The sequence below is a fragment of the Thermosyntropha tengcongensis genome (genome assembly GCF_055381335.1).
Genome location: NZ_AP042437.1, coordinates 2,092,729 through 2,105,984, shown reverse-complemented (window position 1 = coordinate 2,105,984; position 13,256 = coordinate 2,092,729). Strand labels below are relative to the sequence as shown.

18 protein-coding genes are annotated in these 13,256 nt (G+C 43.6%); all 18 read left to right on the top strand.

Annotated features, from left to right (window positions below; genetic code table 11):
* Nucleotides 1-72 precede the first annotated feature (72 nt).
* On the top strand, nucleotides 73-273 hold the full coding sequence (gene rpmE / locus ACZ42E_RS10290; RefSeq protein WP_464892227.1) for a 50S ribosomal protein L31: 201 nt from the start codon (nucleotides 73-75) through the stop codon (nucleotides 271-273).
* Between the two features lie 100 nt (nucleotides 274-373).
* Nucleotides 374-1,261 carry a DUF1385 domain-containing protein gene (locus ACZ42E_RS10285; RefSeq protein WP_464892226.1) on the top strand — a complete coding sequence of 296 codons (888 nt, stop codon included), beginning with the start codon at nucleotides 374-376 and terminating at the stop codon, nucleotides 1,259-1,261.
* Between the two features lie 53 nt (nucleotides 1,262-1,314).
* Nucleotides 1,315-2,382: a peptide chain release factor 1 gene (gene prfA, locus ACZ42E_RS10280; protein WP_464892225.1), complete on the top strand. Its 1,068-nt coding sequence runs from the start codon at nucleotides 1,315-1,317 to the stop codon at nucleotides 2,380-2,382.
* The gene (prmC, locus tag ACZ42E_RS10275) at nucleotides 2,383-3,240 is read left to right on the top strand and encodes a peptide chain release factor N(5)-glutamine methyltransferase (protein ID WP_464892224.1); all 858 of its coding nucleotides are present in this window, start codon (nucleotides 2,383-2,385) and stop codon (nucleotides 3,238-3,240) included.
* A 4-nt stretch (nucleotides 3,241-3,244) separates the two neighbouring features.
* Complete coding sequence (locus ACZ42E_RS10270) at nucleotides 3,245-4,219, top strand: L-threonylcarbamoyladenylate synthase (protein ID WP_464892223.1); 975 nt, start codon at nucleotides 3,245-3,247, stop codon at nucleotides 4,217-4,219.
* Between the two features lie 18 nt (nucleotides 4,220-4,237).
* Nucleotides 4,238-4,825, top strand: coding sequence for a manganese efflux pump MntP (locus ACZ42E_RS10265; protein WP_464892222.1), 588 nt, complete (start codon nucleotides 4,238-4,240; stop codon nucleotides 4,823-4,825).
* 13 nt (nucleotides 4,826-4,838) lie between these two features.
* Nucleotides 4,839-5,351 (top strand): low molecular weight protein arginine phosphatase, encoded by a 513-nt coding sequence (locus ACZ42E_RS10260; RefSeq protein ID WP_464892221.1) that lies wholly within the window; start codon nucleotides 4,839-4,841, stop codon nucleotides 5,349-5,351.
* Nucleotides 5,329-5,781 carry a ribose 5-phosphate isomerase B gene (rpiB, locus tag ACZ42E_RS10255; RefSeq protein ID WP_464892220.1) on the top strand — a complete coding sequence of 151 codons (453 nt, stop codon included), beginning with the start codon at nucleotides 5,329-5,331 and terminating at the stop codon, nucleotides 5,779-5,781. The genes ACZ42E_RS10260 and rpiB overlap by 23 nt, the downstream gene beginning before the upstream one ends.
* A gap of 3 nt (nucleotides 5,782-5,784) precedes the next feature.
* Entirely contained in the window at nucleotides 5,785-6,261 is a 477-nt protein-coding gene (locus ACZ42E_RS10250; protein WP_464892219.1) for a deoxycytidylate deaminase, read from the top strand.
* Between the two features lie 117 nt (nucleotides 6,262-6,378).
* Complete coding sequence (locus ACZ42E_RS10245; protein ID WP_464892218.1) at nucleotides 6,379-6,687, top strand: MazG-like family protein; 309 nt, start codon at nucleotides 6,379-6,381, stop codon at nucleotides 6,685-6,687.
* 150 nt (nucleotides 6,688-6,837) lie between these two features.
* Nucleotides 6,838-7,080 (top strand): AtpZ/AtpI family protein, encoded by a 243-nt coding sequence (locus tag ACZ42E_RS10240; protein ID WP_464892217.1) that lies wholly within the window; start codon nucleotides 6,838-6,840, stop codon nucleotides 7,078-7,080.
* 75 nt (nucleotides 7,081-7,155) lie between these two features.
* Nucleotides 7,156-7,842 (top strand): F0F1 ATP synthase subunit A, encoded by a 687-nt coding sequence (gene atpB, locus ACZ42E_RS10235; RefSeq protein WP_464892216.1) that lies wholly within the window; start codon nucleotides 7,156-7,158, stop codon nucleotides 7,840-7,842.
* Nucleotides 7,843-7,885: 43 nt separating this feature from the next.
* Nucleotides 7,886-8,104: an ATP synthase F0 subunit C gene (atpE, locus tag ACZ42E_RS10230; protein ID WP_296862755.1), complete on the top strand. Its 219-nt coding sequence runs from the start codon at nucleotides 7,886-7,888 to the stop codon at nucleotides 8,102-8,104.
* A 116-nt stretch (nucleotides 8,105-8,220) separates the two neighbouring features.
* A complete protein-coding gene (gene atpF, locus ACZ42E_RS10225; RefSeq protein WP_464892215.1) occupies nucleotides 8,221-8,841 on the top strand; it encodes a F0F1 ATP synthase subunit B in 621 nt (206 codons plus the stop codon).
* Nucleotides 8,835-9,383 (top strand): ATP synthase F1 subunit delta, encoded by a 549-nt coding sequence (gene atpH, locus ACZ42E_RS10220; protein ID WP_464892214.1) that lies wholly within the window; start codon nucleotides 8,835-8,837, stop codon nucleotides 9,381-9,383. The genes atpF and atpH overlap by 7 nt, the downstream gene beginning before the upstream one ends.
* A gap of 22 nt (nucleotides 9,384-9,405) precedes the next feature.
* A complete protein-coding gene (atpA, locus tag ACZ42E_RS10215; RefSeq protein ID WP_464892213.1) occupies nucleotides 9,406-10,920 on the top strand; it encodes a F0F1 ATP synthase subunit alpha in 1,515 nt (504 codons plus the stop codon).
* A gap of 15 nt (nucleotides 10,921-10,935) precedes the next feature.
* Nucleotides 10,936-11,820 carry an ATP synthase F1 subunit gamma gene (gene atpG / locus ACZ42E_RS10210; protein WP_464892212.1) on the top strand — a complete coding sequence of 295 codons (885 nt, stop codon included), beginning with the start codon at nucleotides 10,936-10,938 and terminating at the stop codon, nucleotides 11,818-11,820.
* 3 nt (nucleotides 11,821-11,823) lie between these two features.
* Nucleotides 11,824-13,254 carry a F0F1 ATP synthase subunit beta gene (gene atpD / locus ACZ42E_RS10205; RefSeq protein ID WP_464892211.1) on the top strand — a complete coding sequence of 477 codons (1,431 nt, stop codon included), beginning with the start codon at nucleotides 11,824-11,826 and terminating at the stop codon, nucleotides 13,252-13,254.
* The last annotated feature ends 2 nt before the right edge of the window (nucleotides 13,255-13,256 follow it).

Here is a 13,256-nt window from a genome sequence, read left to right as displayed (position 1 = left end):
GGCTATTTTTGTGTGATTTTGATTTTATTGTCTAAATAGAGTATTATCCTCATTTAAAGAGAGGTGAGAAAGATGAAGGCAGGTATTCATCCGGAATACCATCGGACTACTATCAGATGTGCATGTGGCAATGAAGTAGAAGTAGGTTCCACCAAAAAAGATATCCGTGTAGAGCTTTGTTCTAAGTGTCATCCTTTCTATACCGGCAGTAAAACCAGAGTGGTTGATACTACAGGAAGGGTAGACAAGTTCCGCAAAAAGTATGGTTTATAAATTATAGCAGAGAGCCTTCTCTGCTATTTTTCTTAAATGGGGGTTATAAGGAGCTTTTTGAAGCTTCTTAATTTTTTAATCATGAAAATTGGTGGTATTTATGAAAAAAGATGTAAAGTATGGCGGTATGGCAGTGATTGAAGGGGTCATGATGCGCGGGCCTGAAGAGGTAGCTATAGCAGTGCGCAGGATGGATGGGTTAATCCAGTTAGAAAAAGAAAGGCTTAAAGATCTGCCTTCCTATCTTTCCTGGCTTAAATGGCCTTTTATAAGAGGCACCTATATGCTGATGGAGGCCATGGTTTTAGGGGTTAAAATGCTTAATAAATCAGCTAACATGTCTATGGATGAAACAGAAGAGATGCTTAGCGGGGGAGAAATTTTCTTGACTACTTTTACTGCTTTTGTGCTGGCTATTCTCCTTTTTATAATTTTACCAGCCGGGATGGTTCATTTTGTAAGCCCTTTTCTGGGAGGGGTTTGGGGGCAGAATGTGATTGAAGGGATAATAAGGATTATTTTCTTTTTGCTTTATGTATATTTTATTTCCAGGCTTGATGATATTAAGCGGGTTTTTATGTATCATGGAGCGGAACATAAGTCGATTTCGGCGTTAGAGGCGGGAGAGGAGCTTACGGTAGAAAATGCCCGCAAGTACAGTACCCTTCATCCGCGCTGCGGTACGAGTTTTCTCCTGATAGTAATGGTAGTTTCTATATTGGTTTTTGCCCTTCTGGGAGAAGGAAGCCTTTTCTACCGGGTATGGTCAAGATTAGCAGTTTTGCCGGTAGTAGCTGGCTTAAGCTATGAATTTATGCGTTTTTCTGCACGTTATTATGATAAAAAATGGGCAAAATTTTTAATAGCTCCTGGCTTATGGCTGCAGAAGCTTACTACCAGGGAACCGGATGATGACCAGCTGGAAGTGGCCTTAACAGCATTGAAAGCGGTAATTCCTGAATATAAAAGGCAACTGGCAGTTGAATAAAAAGATGCCGTTTGCAGCATTATATATCAAATCATGAGGGAGGAAGTTTTGCTATGTATGAAAAGCTGGCCAAGCTTGAGGATAAATATGAAGAGTTAACCGGGCTTTTGAGTCAGCCTGAAGTTATAGCCGATCAAAGCAGGTTTCAAAAGTATGCCAAGGCTCATGCGGAACTGGAGGAAATAGTAACTAAATTCAGGGAATATAAGGATGTTTTAAAAGGGCTGGAAGATGCCCGGGAAATGCTGGAAGAGGAAAAAGATCCTGAATTCCGGCAGATGCTGCTGGAAGAGAGGGATAACCTCATAGAACGGCAGAAGAAGCTGGAGCATGAGCTTAAGATACTTCTTCTCCCGAAGGATCCCAATGATGAGAAGAACGTAATTATGGAAATCAGGGCTGGAACCGGAGGGGAGGAAGCTGCTCTCTTTGCCCACGACCTTTTCCGCATGTACAGCCGTTATGCTGAAGAACAGGGCTGGAAAATCGAGATAATGGATGCCCACTATACAGATATTGGAGGCATAAAGGAAATAATATTTGTGGTAGAAGGAGAAGGTGCTTACAGCAAACTTAAATATGAGTCAGGGGTACACCGGGTACAGAGGGTACCAGCCACTGAATCGGGAGGGAGGATACACACTTCCGCGGCGACGGTGGCTGTTCTCCCGGAAGCGGAGGAAGTGGAAGTAGAGATTGACCCTAATGATTTGAGGATAGATGTGTACTGTTCCAGCGGTCCAGGAGGGCAGTCGGTTAATACTACCCAATCAGCAGTCAGGATTACTCACCTTCCTACCGGATTGGTAGTAACCTGCCAGGATGAAAAATCACAGCACAAGAATAAAGCCAAGGCTATGCGTGTTTTAAGGGCCAGGCTCAAGGAAATGCTGGAAGAACAGAAAAATGCGGAACTGGCAGGTGAAAGGCGGAGCCAGGTAGGAACGGGGGACAGGAGTGAACGTATCCGCACCTATAATTTCCCGCAGGGAAGAGTAACCGATCATCGTATAAATCTTACCCTGCATAAGCTGGATGCGGTTTTGGAAGGACAGCTGGAGGAAATAATTGAGGCTTTGATTACTCATGATCAGACAGAAAGATTGAAACAGGTGGAATAAGTGGGAAATACATGGAGGATAAGAGATTTGCTGGCATGGACAACCCGGTTTTTTACTGATAAGGGGCTGAAAGAACCGCGGCTGGAAGCGGAGATTCTTTTGGCTTCTGTGCTGGGTAAAGACCGGGTATATTTGTATACTAATTATGATTTGCCGGTTAACCAAAAAGAGCGTGAAGTTTACCGGGAATGGATTAAGAGGAGGGTACAGGGGGAGCCTGCAGCTTATATAACAGGGAATAAAGAGTTTATGTCGCTTGATTTTAAGGTGAATCCCCATGTTTTAATACCCCGTCCGGATACGGAAATACTGGTAGAAGAAGCTATGAAACTGGCTGCCAGGTGGCCGGGGGAAGTGAGGATATGTGATGTGGGAACCGGTTCCGGTGCTATTGCAGTCAGTTTGGCCTATTATTTAAAAAATGCCCGTGTCTATGCTACTGATATATCCAGGGAAGCCCTTAAAGTGGCAGCCTATAATGCAGAAAGGCACGGGGTAGAAATTGTACTGGAAGAAGGAGATCTTTTAACCCCCTTTTTGGATAAAGGGGAAAAATTTCACCTTATTACGGCTAATTTGCCGTACATAAATGAGGAAGACTATGAAATGCTTGATGTATCAGTAAAAGGTTATGAGCCTGAGCTGGCCTTGCTGGCTCCCGGGGATGGCCTTGATTTATACCGGAGGCTGCTTCCCCAGGCCTTTGCACTGCTTTATGATGGAGGTTACCTGTTGATGGAAATCGGCTTTAATCAGGGGGAAAAAGCTCTGCATATGACAAAAGGATGGGGGAAGGCTGAGATTATAAAAGATCTGGCGGGAAGGGACAGGGTGGTCAGGTTGAAAAAGGAGGAGTAAAATTTTGGAAACAGCATATTATAAAGTAAATGCTGAACATCCAGAAAAGGATATCATCTTAAAAGCAGCAGAACTTTTAAAAAAGGGTGAGGTTGTAGTATTCCCTACCGAGACTGTTTATGGGGTGGGAGCGGTATTTGACAACCCGGAAGCAGTGAAAAAAGTTTTTGCTGCCAAAAAGAGGTCTCCTGACACCCCTCTTCTGGTTCATTTAAGCTCTATTGAACAGGTAAAGCTGGCAGTGGATGAAATTCCCCCTCTGGCTTTGCAGCTGATGGAAAAGTTTTGGCCAGGACCGTTATCCCTCATTTTGCCGGCTAAAAAAAGTGTGCCCCGGGAAGTTACCGGGGGTAAGGATAGTGTAGGCTTGAGGATGCCTTCCCATCCGGTAGCCAGGTCGCTGATCGACATTACTGGACCTCTGGCAGCTACCAGTGCCAATCTGTCAGGCAGGCCAAGTCCGGTTACTGCTGAACATGTAAGGCAGGACTTGCACGGCAGGGTTTCTATGGTGCTGGATGCAGGGGAAACTGGAGTAGGAATAGAATCTACCATTATCGACATGACAGGAGAAGATTTAAAAGTCCTGCGGCTGGGGGGAGTTTCTACTGCGGATATTGAAAAGGTTATCGGCTATAAGCTGGAAGATTTTGCTCTTAACAAAAAACAGCGTTATATGCTTAAAACCCGGGTTCTACTGGCAGAGAACGATAGTCATCTGTATTCTCTTATTGGTCGGGAAGACATAAAGGGGAGCAAAAAGGGTATTGTTTTTTATGATGAAGAAGAGCATGAAATAGAAGGGATAGACGAAAAATATAGACTAGATTTGAGAGAAAACAGCACTTTCTTTTTTTCGCTTTTGCGGGAAGCGGAGAGCAGAGGGATAGAAGTTTTGATATTTTCACCCCTGCCAGGAGATGTAAAAGGGTTAAACCTTTCTCTTATTGACCGCATTTATAAGGCAGCGGAAAATTAATGTTATGGAGAGATAAAAATGTGGACACAGCTGGCGACGGTAATTTTAATTGCTATAGTTCTGGGAATGGATGCTTTTTCCCTTTCCATGGGGATGGGCCTGAATGGAGTAAGCCGACGGTATGAGATTAAATTTGCCTCAGCGGTAGGAGTAATGCATGTAATAATGCCCCTCATAGGGTTAAGCCTGGGACTGGCGGTTGGGAAAATACTGGGGGTATGGGCAGGCAGGCTGGGAGCCTTGATATTAATATATATAGGGGTAAGTTTTTTGCGCCATGGATATCAGGATATAAAAGGGGAAACTTTATCTTTCGCGGAAGCCAGAAAAAGATTGGAGAAAAAAGAACAGCTGCTGAAAGATGATTTCAAGACTTTGCTTATACTGGCTTTTTCGGTGAGCGTAGATGCCTTAACGGTGGGATTTAGCCTGGGAACCCTCAACATGCCTTTATTGTGGACGGTTGTTATCATGGGCATCATAGCGGGAACCATGACTTTTCTGGGCTTTATTGGGGGTCGGATTTTCAGCAAACTGGTAGGAAGTTATGCCCAGATGGCAGGAGGATTAGTTTTGCTTTTTCTGGCAGTAAAACTGGTTGTTTAAGGGGGGGAAGAGCTTGGCAGCAAGGAATATATTATTTGTCTGTACGGGCAATACCTGCCGCAGCCCTATGGCAGCTGCCCTTTTTTTGAAGCTTCTGGAAGAAAGGGAAGCAGGGTTGAGCAGTAAGTTCCAGGTTTTGTCAGCGGGCATTTTCGCTCAGGACGGCATGAAAGCAAGCCGGGAAGCCATAGAAACTATGAAGGAAGAAAATATTGACCTGGAGAATCATGAAGCCCAGATGGTATACCCTGACCTGGTAAGGGATGCTGATTTAATACTTGCTATGACTGAAAATCATAAAAGGATTTTGCTGGACAAATTTCCGGAGGCAGAGCCCAAGATATTTACCCTTATGGAGTATGCGGGGCTTGAGGGAGAAATTCATGATCCATTCGGTTTGGGTAAGGAGGAGTATTTGAAAACTGCCAGACAGCTTAAGGAGGTGCTGGCAGGGGTGATAGAGCGTTTGCTGGAAAAAAGAGAAGAAGAGGAAGGAGATAAAGATGAAAGTAGCCATAGGCAATGACCATGCAGGGGTAGTATTGAAAGAGGAAATAGTATCTTTTCTAAAAAATGAAGGATATGAGGTTATCAACTGCGGTACTGACACATTTGAGTCTGTAGATTATCCTGATATTGCCGAAAAAGTAGCCAGGGAAGTTTTGGATAAAAAAATTCCCGGGATATTGATATGTGGGACAGGCATAGGCATTTCTATTGCAGCCAACAAAATACCAGGCATAAGGGCTGCTCTCTGCAATGACCTTTTTACAGCCCGCATGACCAGAAAACATAATGATGCCAATATTCTGGCCCTAGGAGCCAGGGTTATAGGGCCAGGATTGGCGCTTGAAATCGTACGTGAATTTTTAAATACTGATTTTGAGGGAGGAAGACATAAGGGACGTGTAGAAAAAATAACTCTTATTGAGAAAAAGTACCGGGAGCAGGTTTGAGATATGCAGGACGCAGAAAAAGGACTAAGACTAAGGCCTGGCTGGGATGAATATTTTTTGCAGCTGGCGCGGCTGGTGGCCAGCAGATCTACCTGCCTGCGCAGGCAGGTGGGGGCAGTTCTGGTAAAAAAGGAGCGCATAATTGCAACCGGCTATAATGGAGCACCCAGAGGGATAAAGCATTGCTTGGAAGCAGGGTGCCTCAGAGAGGCTATGGGAATACCTTCGGGGCATAGATATGAATTGTGCAGGGGGGTTCATGCCGAGCAGAACGCCATCATAAATGCTGCTTATTATGGGGTGGCTACCGAAGGGGCAGTTCTATACTGCACCAACCAGCCCTGCATTATATGTGCCCGCATGATTGTAAATGCGGGAATTATAAAAGTGGTATACGAAGAAGAATTTGGTGATGAACTGGCCCGGGAATTTTTAAAGGAAGCGGGGATTGAGTTAGTGTTATATAAATCCGGGGTTTAGAATATTAAAAGAAAAACAGGGAAAAGCGAAAACTGAAGCGCATAAATTAGTTTTATGGACTACAAAAAAATTAGCAATAATATAGCTGGATGTGTAATATTATAGTGGAGAGGTTTTATGAATACGAAGACACTTTCATTGCCTAAACTGAATCAGCTTAATCCCACTTTGGAGTCAACCGCCTTGAAGCTTATGGAAGAGGCAGGGGAACTGGCCCAGGCGATTGGCAAGTTTAGAGGGTTAAGCGGAGAAAAGGTTAATATGCCGGAAGAAGAGGTATTAAGGCAAATTGCCCGGGAGCTTCTGGATGTGGCGCAAACGGCAGTCACCATGATGTTTGTTATGGAAGATAATTATGGAATAAATATTGATGAATTGCTGAAAGAGCATGTGGATAAATTAAAAGGGAAAGGATATCTGCTCTAGAATAAGTTAACGTTATTAACATAATTTTCCGAATATTTAGAGCAAATTGTCGTGAAAAATAAAAAAATTTTGTTTTGAGTAGCAGGGATTTTTAAATTTTTATTGAATAAATAAATTTGAATAATAGCCTTAATGATAAGGAGAGTTTGAATGGCAGAAAACAAAAAAAACTGGCCTAAAGCACTGGCTAATGCTATAAATTTAGCTACTTCGGTAGCAGCAGCAGTAGCTTTAGGGATTTTAGGCGGGGGCTGGTTAGATAAAAGGTTTGAGACAGGAATGGTTTTTACAGTAATTGGTACTTTGTTGGGTATAGCCACTGCTGGTAAAATAATGTGGGAAAGGCTGAACCAGATTTCGATGGCGAGAAAGAATGAAACAGATAAAGAATAGCAAAGGGGCGCAACCTACTTTAAGTAGGTGGAAATACGAATTTAACAAAATAACTAAGGAAGGGGGGAAAGAAAGATGTTTACCTTTGGTATGCTGGATGGAGTTCTTTTTCATTTGGGGCCGATACCTGTTGATCATATCGTTGTTACACAATGGGCAATAATCGCTATAATAGGTATCATTGCATTTATGGCTACCAGGAACATGCAAATGGTTCCGCGGGGCCTGCAAAATGCTTTTGAAGCCTTGATTGTATGGACTTACGACTTTTTTACCCAGCTTATGGATAAGGAACATATTGCTAAAAAATATGCTCCGCTTTTGTCCACATTTTTCCTCTTTATAATTGTTTCCAACTACAGTGGGTTAATTCCAGGAGCTGGGCAGATACCGGGTTATCAGCCGCCTACAGCTAACTGGAACACTACTTTGGCTTTAGCTCTTATAACTGCCATAACTGTGCAAATCGCAGGCTTTGCTGAGCATGGTGTGCATTATCTTGGGCATTTCATAAGTCCCAGTCCGCTTATGCTGCCGCTTAATCTTCTGGAAGAAATCACACATCCTTTATCACTCTTTTTACGTCTATTCGGGAATATATTTGGTGAAGAGATGATCCTGGCATTTATGTTATACCTGGTTCCTTTCCTTATCCCAGGATTGCTTATGGGGCTAAGTGTCCTTTTAGCAGCTATTCAGGCAGTAGTTTTCACTATATTGTCAGCTAGCTACATAGCTACTGCAACTGGAGAAGGTCATTAAAAATTATTAACCCATGGATGATGCTTTGAAAGGGGGGAGAAAAATGGGTATTGCTTTAGGCGCAGGTTTAGCGGTATCTATCGCAGGTCTTGGCGGTGGCGTTGGAATGGGTATTGCTGGTGGCAAGGCTATCGAAGCTATTGCAAGACAACCAGAAGTAGGTGGGGACGTAAGAACCCTCATGTTCATTACCTTCGCATTTATTGAAACCTTGACTATCTATGGTTTGTTGATTGCATTTATGCTGGTTGGAAAAATGTAATATACACCAATACACCGTCAATTCATCTTGGCAGGGCGATAGAGCTATATTCTTGTTAGAAGCCTAGCTCTATCGCTCGAATACTATTTGCTCTTAAGATTGGAGGTAGCGCATCCGTGACAAAGAACAAAAGATATATTTTCATGATCCTCCTTTTAACATTAATAATGACCATAGGATTTGCCAGTTTAGCTTATGCGGCGGGGGCTGGTGAAGGGGTTATACCTGCACCGGAAGGGCATACACCTCATTTCCCCAACTGGTATGCGATAGGATGGACTGCAGTAAACTTCTTCCTCTTGTTAGCTGTTTTGTACAAATTTGCTTTTGCACCTATTAATAATATGCTCGAACAGCGCACGAACACCATCGAAAGCTCTCTTAAGCATGCTGAACAGGTTAAAGTAGAAGTTGAAGAGATGAGAAAAGAAGCGCAGGCTAATTTGGCTGAGTCTCGCAAACAAGCACAGGAGATCGTAGCCCGTGCTACCAAAGCTGCTGAAGATGCCAAAAATGAAATAATAACCAAGGCTAAAGAAGAAGCAGAAAACATGAGGCAGAAGGCTTATGCTGAAATTCAGGCCGCTACTGAAAAAGCCAAAATCGAACTTAAAGATGCAGCTGCTATGCTGGCCTTGATGGCAGCGGAAAAAGTTTTGGAACGGGCTATTACTGAAGAAGACCATAAGAATATGGTCGCTAAATTTATTAATGAGGCAGGCGATTTGATGTGTTAAACAAGAGCGTCGCCAGGCGCTATGCCGAAGCCTTTTTTAGCATTGCTAAAGAGAGGGAAAAAATTGATGAGTACCAGCAGGAATTAGAGGTAGTAGTTCAGGAAATTAACCAGATAGAGCATTTAAAAGAATATTTGGCTCATTTACTGATACCAACCAGGGATAAAAAAGAAACTATAATAAAGGTTTTAGGAAACAAGGTTTCCGAGATAACTCTTAATTTTATATGCATGATCATTGATAAGAGAAGGGAAAGGTATATTGAACTCATTGTGGAAGAATATAAAAATATGGCCGATGATTTCCGCAATATAACTAAAGCTGAACTTATTTCTGCCCGTGAAATACCTGAAGAACAGGTAGCAGTTCTGGCAGAAAAATTGTCCCAGGCGACAGGGAAAATTGTCAAACTCACGCAAAAAGTTGATCCATCTTTGTTAGGTGGAGTGAAGATCAGAGTAGGTGACCAGATTATTGATGGCACGGTAGCGAAGAAACTAGAAACACTTCGTGAAACTTTGAAACAGGCAAAGATAAGTTAAATTGATAGGGGTGAGCACGTAAATGAGTATTAGACCTGAAGAGATTAGCGCTATATTAAAACAGCAGATTGAGCGCTACCAATCAGAGATCGAAGTTAGCAATGTGGGCTCTGTAATATATGTTGGGGACGGTATTGCACGTATATATGGATTACAGGGCGCCATGGCTGGCGAGCTTCTTGAATTTCCGGGTGGAACATATGGTATGGTTCTGAACCTGGAAGAAGACAATGTTGGTGCTGTTTTGCTGGGTAACTATGAACATATCAAGGAAGGCGATATCGTTAAGGCTACCGGAAGAATAATGGAAGTTCCGGTTGGAAAAGAAATGCTGGGCCGAGTAGTTAATGCTTTGGGACAACCAATAGATGGTAAAGGGCCTATCAATGCTACTGCCTACAGACCAATTGAACGTATAGCACCAGGGGTTGTTACCCGTGCTCCAGTTAACACACCGATGCAAACAGGGCTCAAAGCTATTGACTCCATGGTACCGATTGGAAGGGGTCAGCGTGAGCTTATAATTGGTGACCGTCAGACCGGTAAAACTGCTATAGCCATAGATGCTATTATAAACCAGCGTGAAAAAAGAGATATGATATGTATTTATGTAGCCATCGGACAGAAGCAATCAACAGTAGCAGGAATTGCTGCTAAACTCGAAGAAATGGGAGCTATGGACTATACTATCATAGTTGCTGCTACTGCTTCTGAGCCGGCACCGCTGCTCTACATTGCACCATATGCGGGTGTTGCTATGGCTGAAGAATTTATGGAAAAAGATAAAGCAGATGTACTTATTATTTATGATGACCTGTCCAAACATGCAGTAGCTTATCGCGAAATGTCACTGCTCCTTAGGCGTCCTCCTGGACGTGAGGCTTATCCCGGTGACGTTTTCTATCTGCATTCCCGCTTGTTAGAGAGGGCATGTAAGCTTAATGAAGCGCATGGTGGAGGGTCAATTACTGCTTTGCCCATAATTGAAACGCAGGCCGGTGACGTTGCTGCTTATATACCGACCAATGTTATATCTATAACTGATGGACAGATATATCTGGAAACCGACCTGTTCTATGCAGGTCAGCGCCCTGCTATAAACGTTGGTCTTTCTGTAAGCCGTGTTGGTGGGGCAGCTCAGACCAAGGCTATGAAAGCAGTTGCTGGACAACTGCGACTTGACCTTGCACAATACCGTGAGCTGGCAGCATTTGCTCAGTTTGGGTCTGACCTGGATAAGGCAACTTTGGCACGCCTTACCAGAGGGGAAAAAGTAAGTGAAATATTGAAGCAGAAGCAGTATTGCCCCATGCCTATGGAAGAGCAGGTAGTAGTAATCTATACCGGTGTAAATGGATTTTTGGATGACATCCCCACAGAGAAGATTGCTGAGTTTGAACAGGATTTCCTTAAGTTCATGCACAGCGCACATGCTGATATATTAGCCACCATAAGAGATACTGGAAAGTTGGAGGATGACACTAAAGAAAAACTGAACAAGGCGATTGAGGAATTTAAGTCCACTTTTGCAGTTTAGGTGGTGAATAAATAAATGGCAAAAGCAGGTGTAAGAGAATATAAACGCAGGATACGAAGCGTAAAAAATACTCAGCAGATTACCAAAGCCATGAAGATGGTGGCAGCTGCTAAACTGCGCCGCGCGCAAGAAACAGCTGAAGCATCAAGGCCTTATACGGAAACTTTGCGCGATACTTTGGCTCGCTTGTCAGCGGTAGCAGTAGATCTGGAACATCCTCTCCTGACTAAGCGGGAAGAGGTTAAGAGCGTTGGCTATATTGTAATAGCAGCTGATCGTGGACTTTGTGGGGCATATAATACCAATATAATAAAGGCGACTAATGCGGCTATTGAAGAAGAAGAAAGGAAAGTTGAAAATAAGATAATAGCGGTAGGACGCAAGGTGCGCGATTTCTACCGCAAACGTGGGGGCTTAATAGCGGAATATGTTAACCTGGGTGACAATATAAACTATGCAGATGCCAGGGAAATAGCTCAGTATGTTATGAAAGCCTATGAAGATGGCGAGCTGGATGAAGTTTATGTAGTATATGCTCGTTTTGTAAATGCCCTGCGCCAAGTACCAACAATTGAAAAAATATTGCCAATTGAACCACCAGCTACTGAGGGAGAAACGGAAGAAGCATTTGTTGAATATATTTATGAGCCTAATGCTGCAACGATATTGTATACTCTCTTGCCTCGTTATGTAGGGACTCAGATATATCATGCTATGCTGGAAAGTAAGGCAAGTGAACATGGAGCTCGTATGACTGCCATGAGCAACGCAACAGACAATGCAGCAGAAATTATAGATAACCTGACTCTGGAAATGAATAAGGCTCGTCAGGCAGCAATTACGAAAGAAATTCTGGACATAGTTGGTGGTGCTGAAGCTCTCAAAAAAGGAGGAAAGTAGAGGATGGCTAATGTAACTTATGGTGAGGTAACCCAGGTTATAGGTGCAGTTGTTGACATAAAATTTAAGCCTGGTGAACTGCCGGATCTAATGAATGCGATTGTTATAAAGGCTGAAGATCAAGGGCCGGAGTATAGAGGACCAAAAGATATCAACATTACTCTGGAAGCTATGCAGCTTTTAGGTAATGATACGGTTAGATGTGTTGCCCTCCAGTCAACCGATGGACTTATGAGGGGAATGAAAGCTGTAAATACCGGTGCCCCCATCAAGGTTCCGGTGGGAGAAGGCTGCCTGGGAAGAATACTCAATGTTTTGGGTGAGCCGGTAGATGAAAAAGGTCCTGTAAATGCAGCTGAATATTGGGCTATTCACCGCAAACCCCCGGCACTGGTTGACCAAACCCCGGCAACTCAGATACTGGAAACGGGAATTAAAGTTACCGACCTTATTTGTCCCTATGCTAAAGGTGGTAAGATAGGGCTGTTCGGCGGAGCAGGGGTTGGTAAGACAGTTATAATAATGGAACTTATAAGAAACATCGCTTATGAGCATGGTGGATATTCTGTTTTCACCGGTGTTGGCGAACGTACCCGTGAAGGAAATGACCTGTGGCTTGAAATGACGGAGTCCGGAGTTATCGAAAAATGTGCACTGGTTTATGGTCAGATGAATGAGCCGCCGGGAGCACGCTTGAGAGTAGGGTTAACTGGGCTTACTATTGCTGAATATTTCCGTGATGTAAAAGGGCAGGACGTTTTGATATTTATCGATAATATATTCCGTTTTGCTCAGGCTGGTAACGAGGTTTCCGCTTTGTTAGGCCGTATGCCGTCCGCTGTTGGTTATCAGCCGACCCTGGCAACTGATATGGGGACCTTGCAGGAACGTATTACCAGTACCAAATATGGTTCTATAACCTCAGCACAGGCAGTTTATGTTCCGGCTGACGACCTGACTGACCCGGCACCGGCTACTACCTTCGCTCACCTGGATGCAACAACGGTTTTGGCACGGTCCATTGCTGAAAAGGGAATATATCCTGCTGTTGACCCGTTGGATTCAACTTCCCGTATCCTGGATCCATTAATTCTGGGTGAAAAGCATTATTATGCTGCTCGTGGTGTACAGAAGATACTGCAGAGATATAAAGAACTCCAGGATATTATAGCTATACTTGGTATGGATGAATTGACTGATGAAGACAAACTCGTGGTGGCAAGGGCTAGAAAGATTGAAAGGTTCCTGTCTCAGCCGTTCCACGTTGCTGAACAGTTTACTGGTAACCCGGGTATATATGTACCGGTTGCCGAGACGGTTGAATCGTTCACTCAGGTTCTGGAAGGCAAACACGATAACTTGCCTGAAGCAGCATTCTATATGGTAGGAAATATTGATACGGTTCTGGCCAAAGCTAAGAGTCTGGAGGCGTAGCC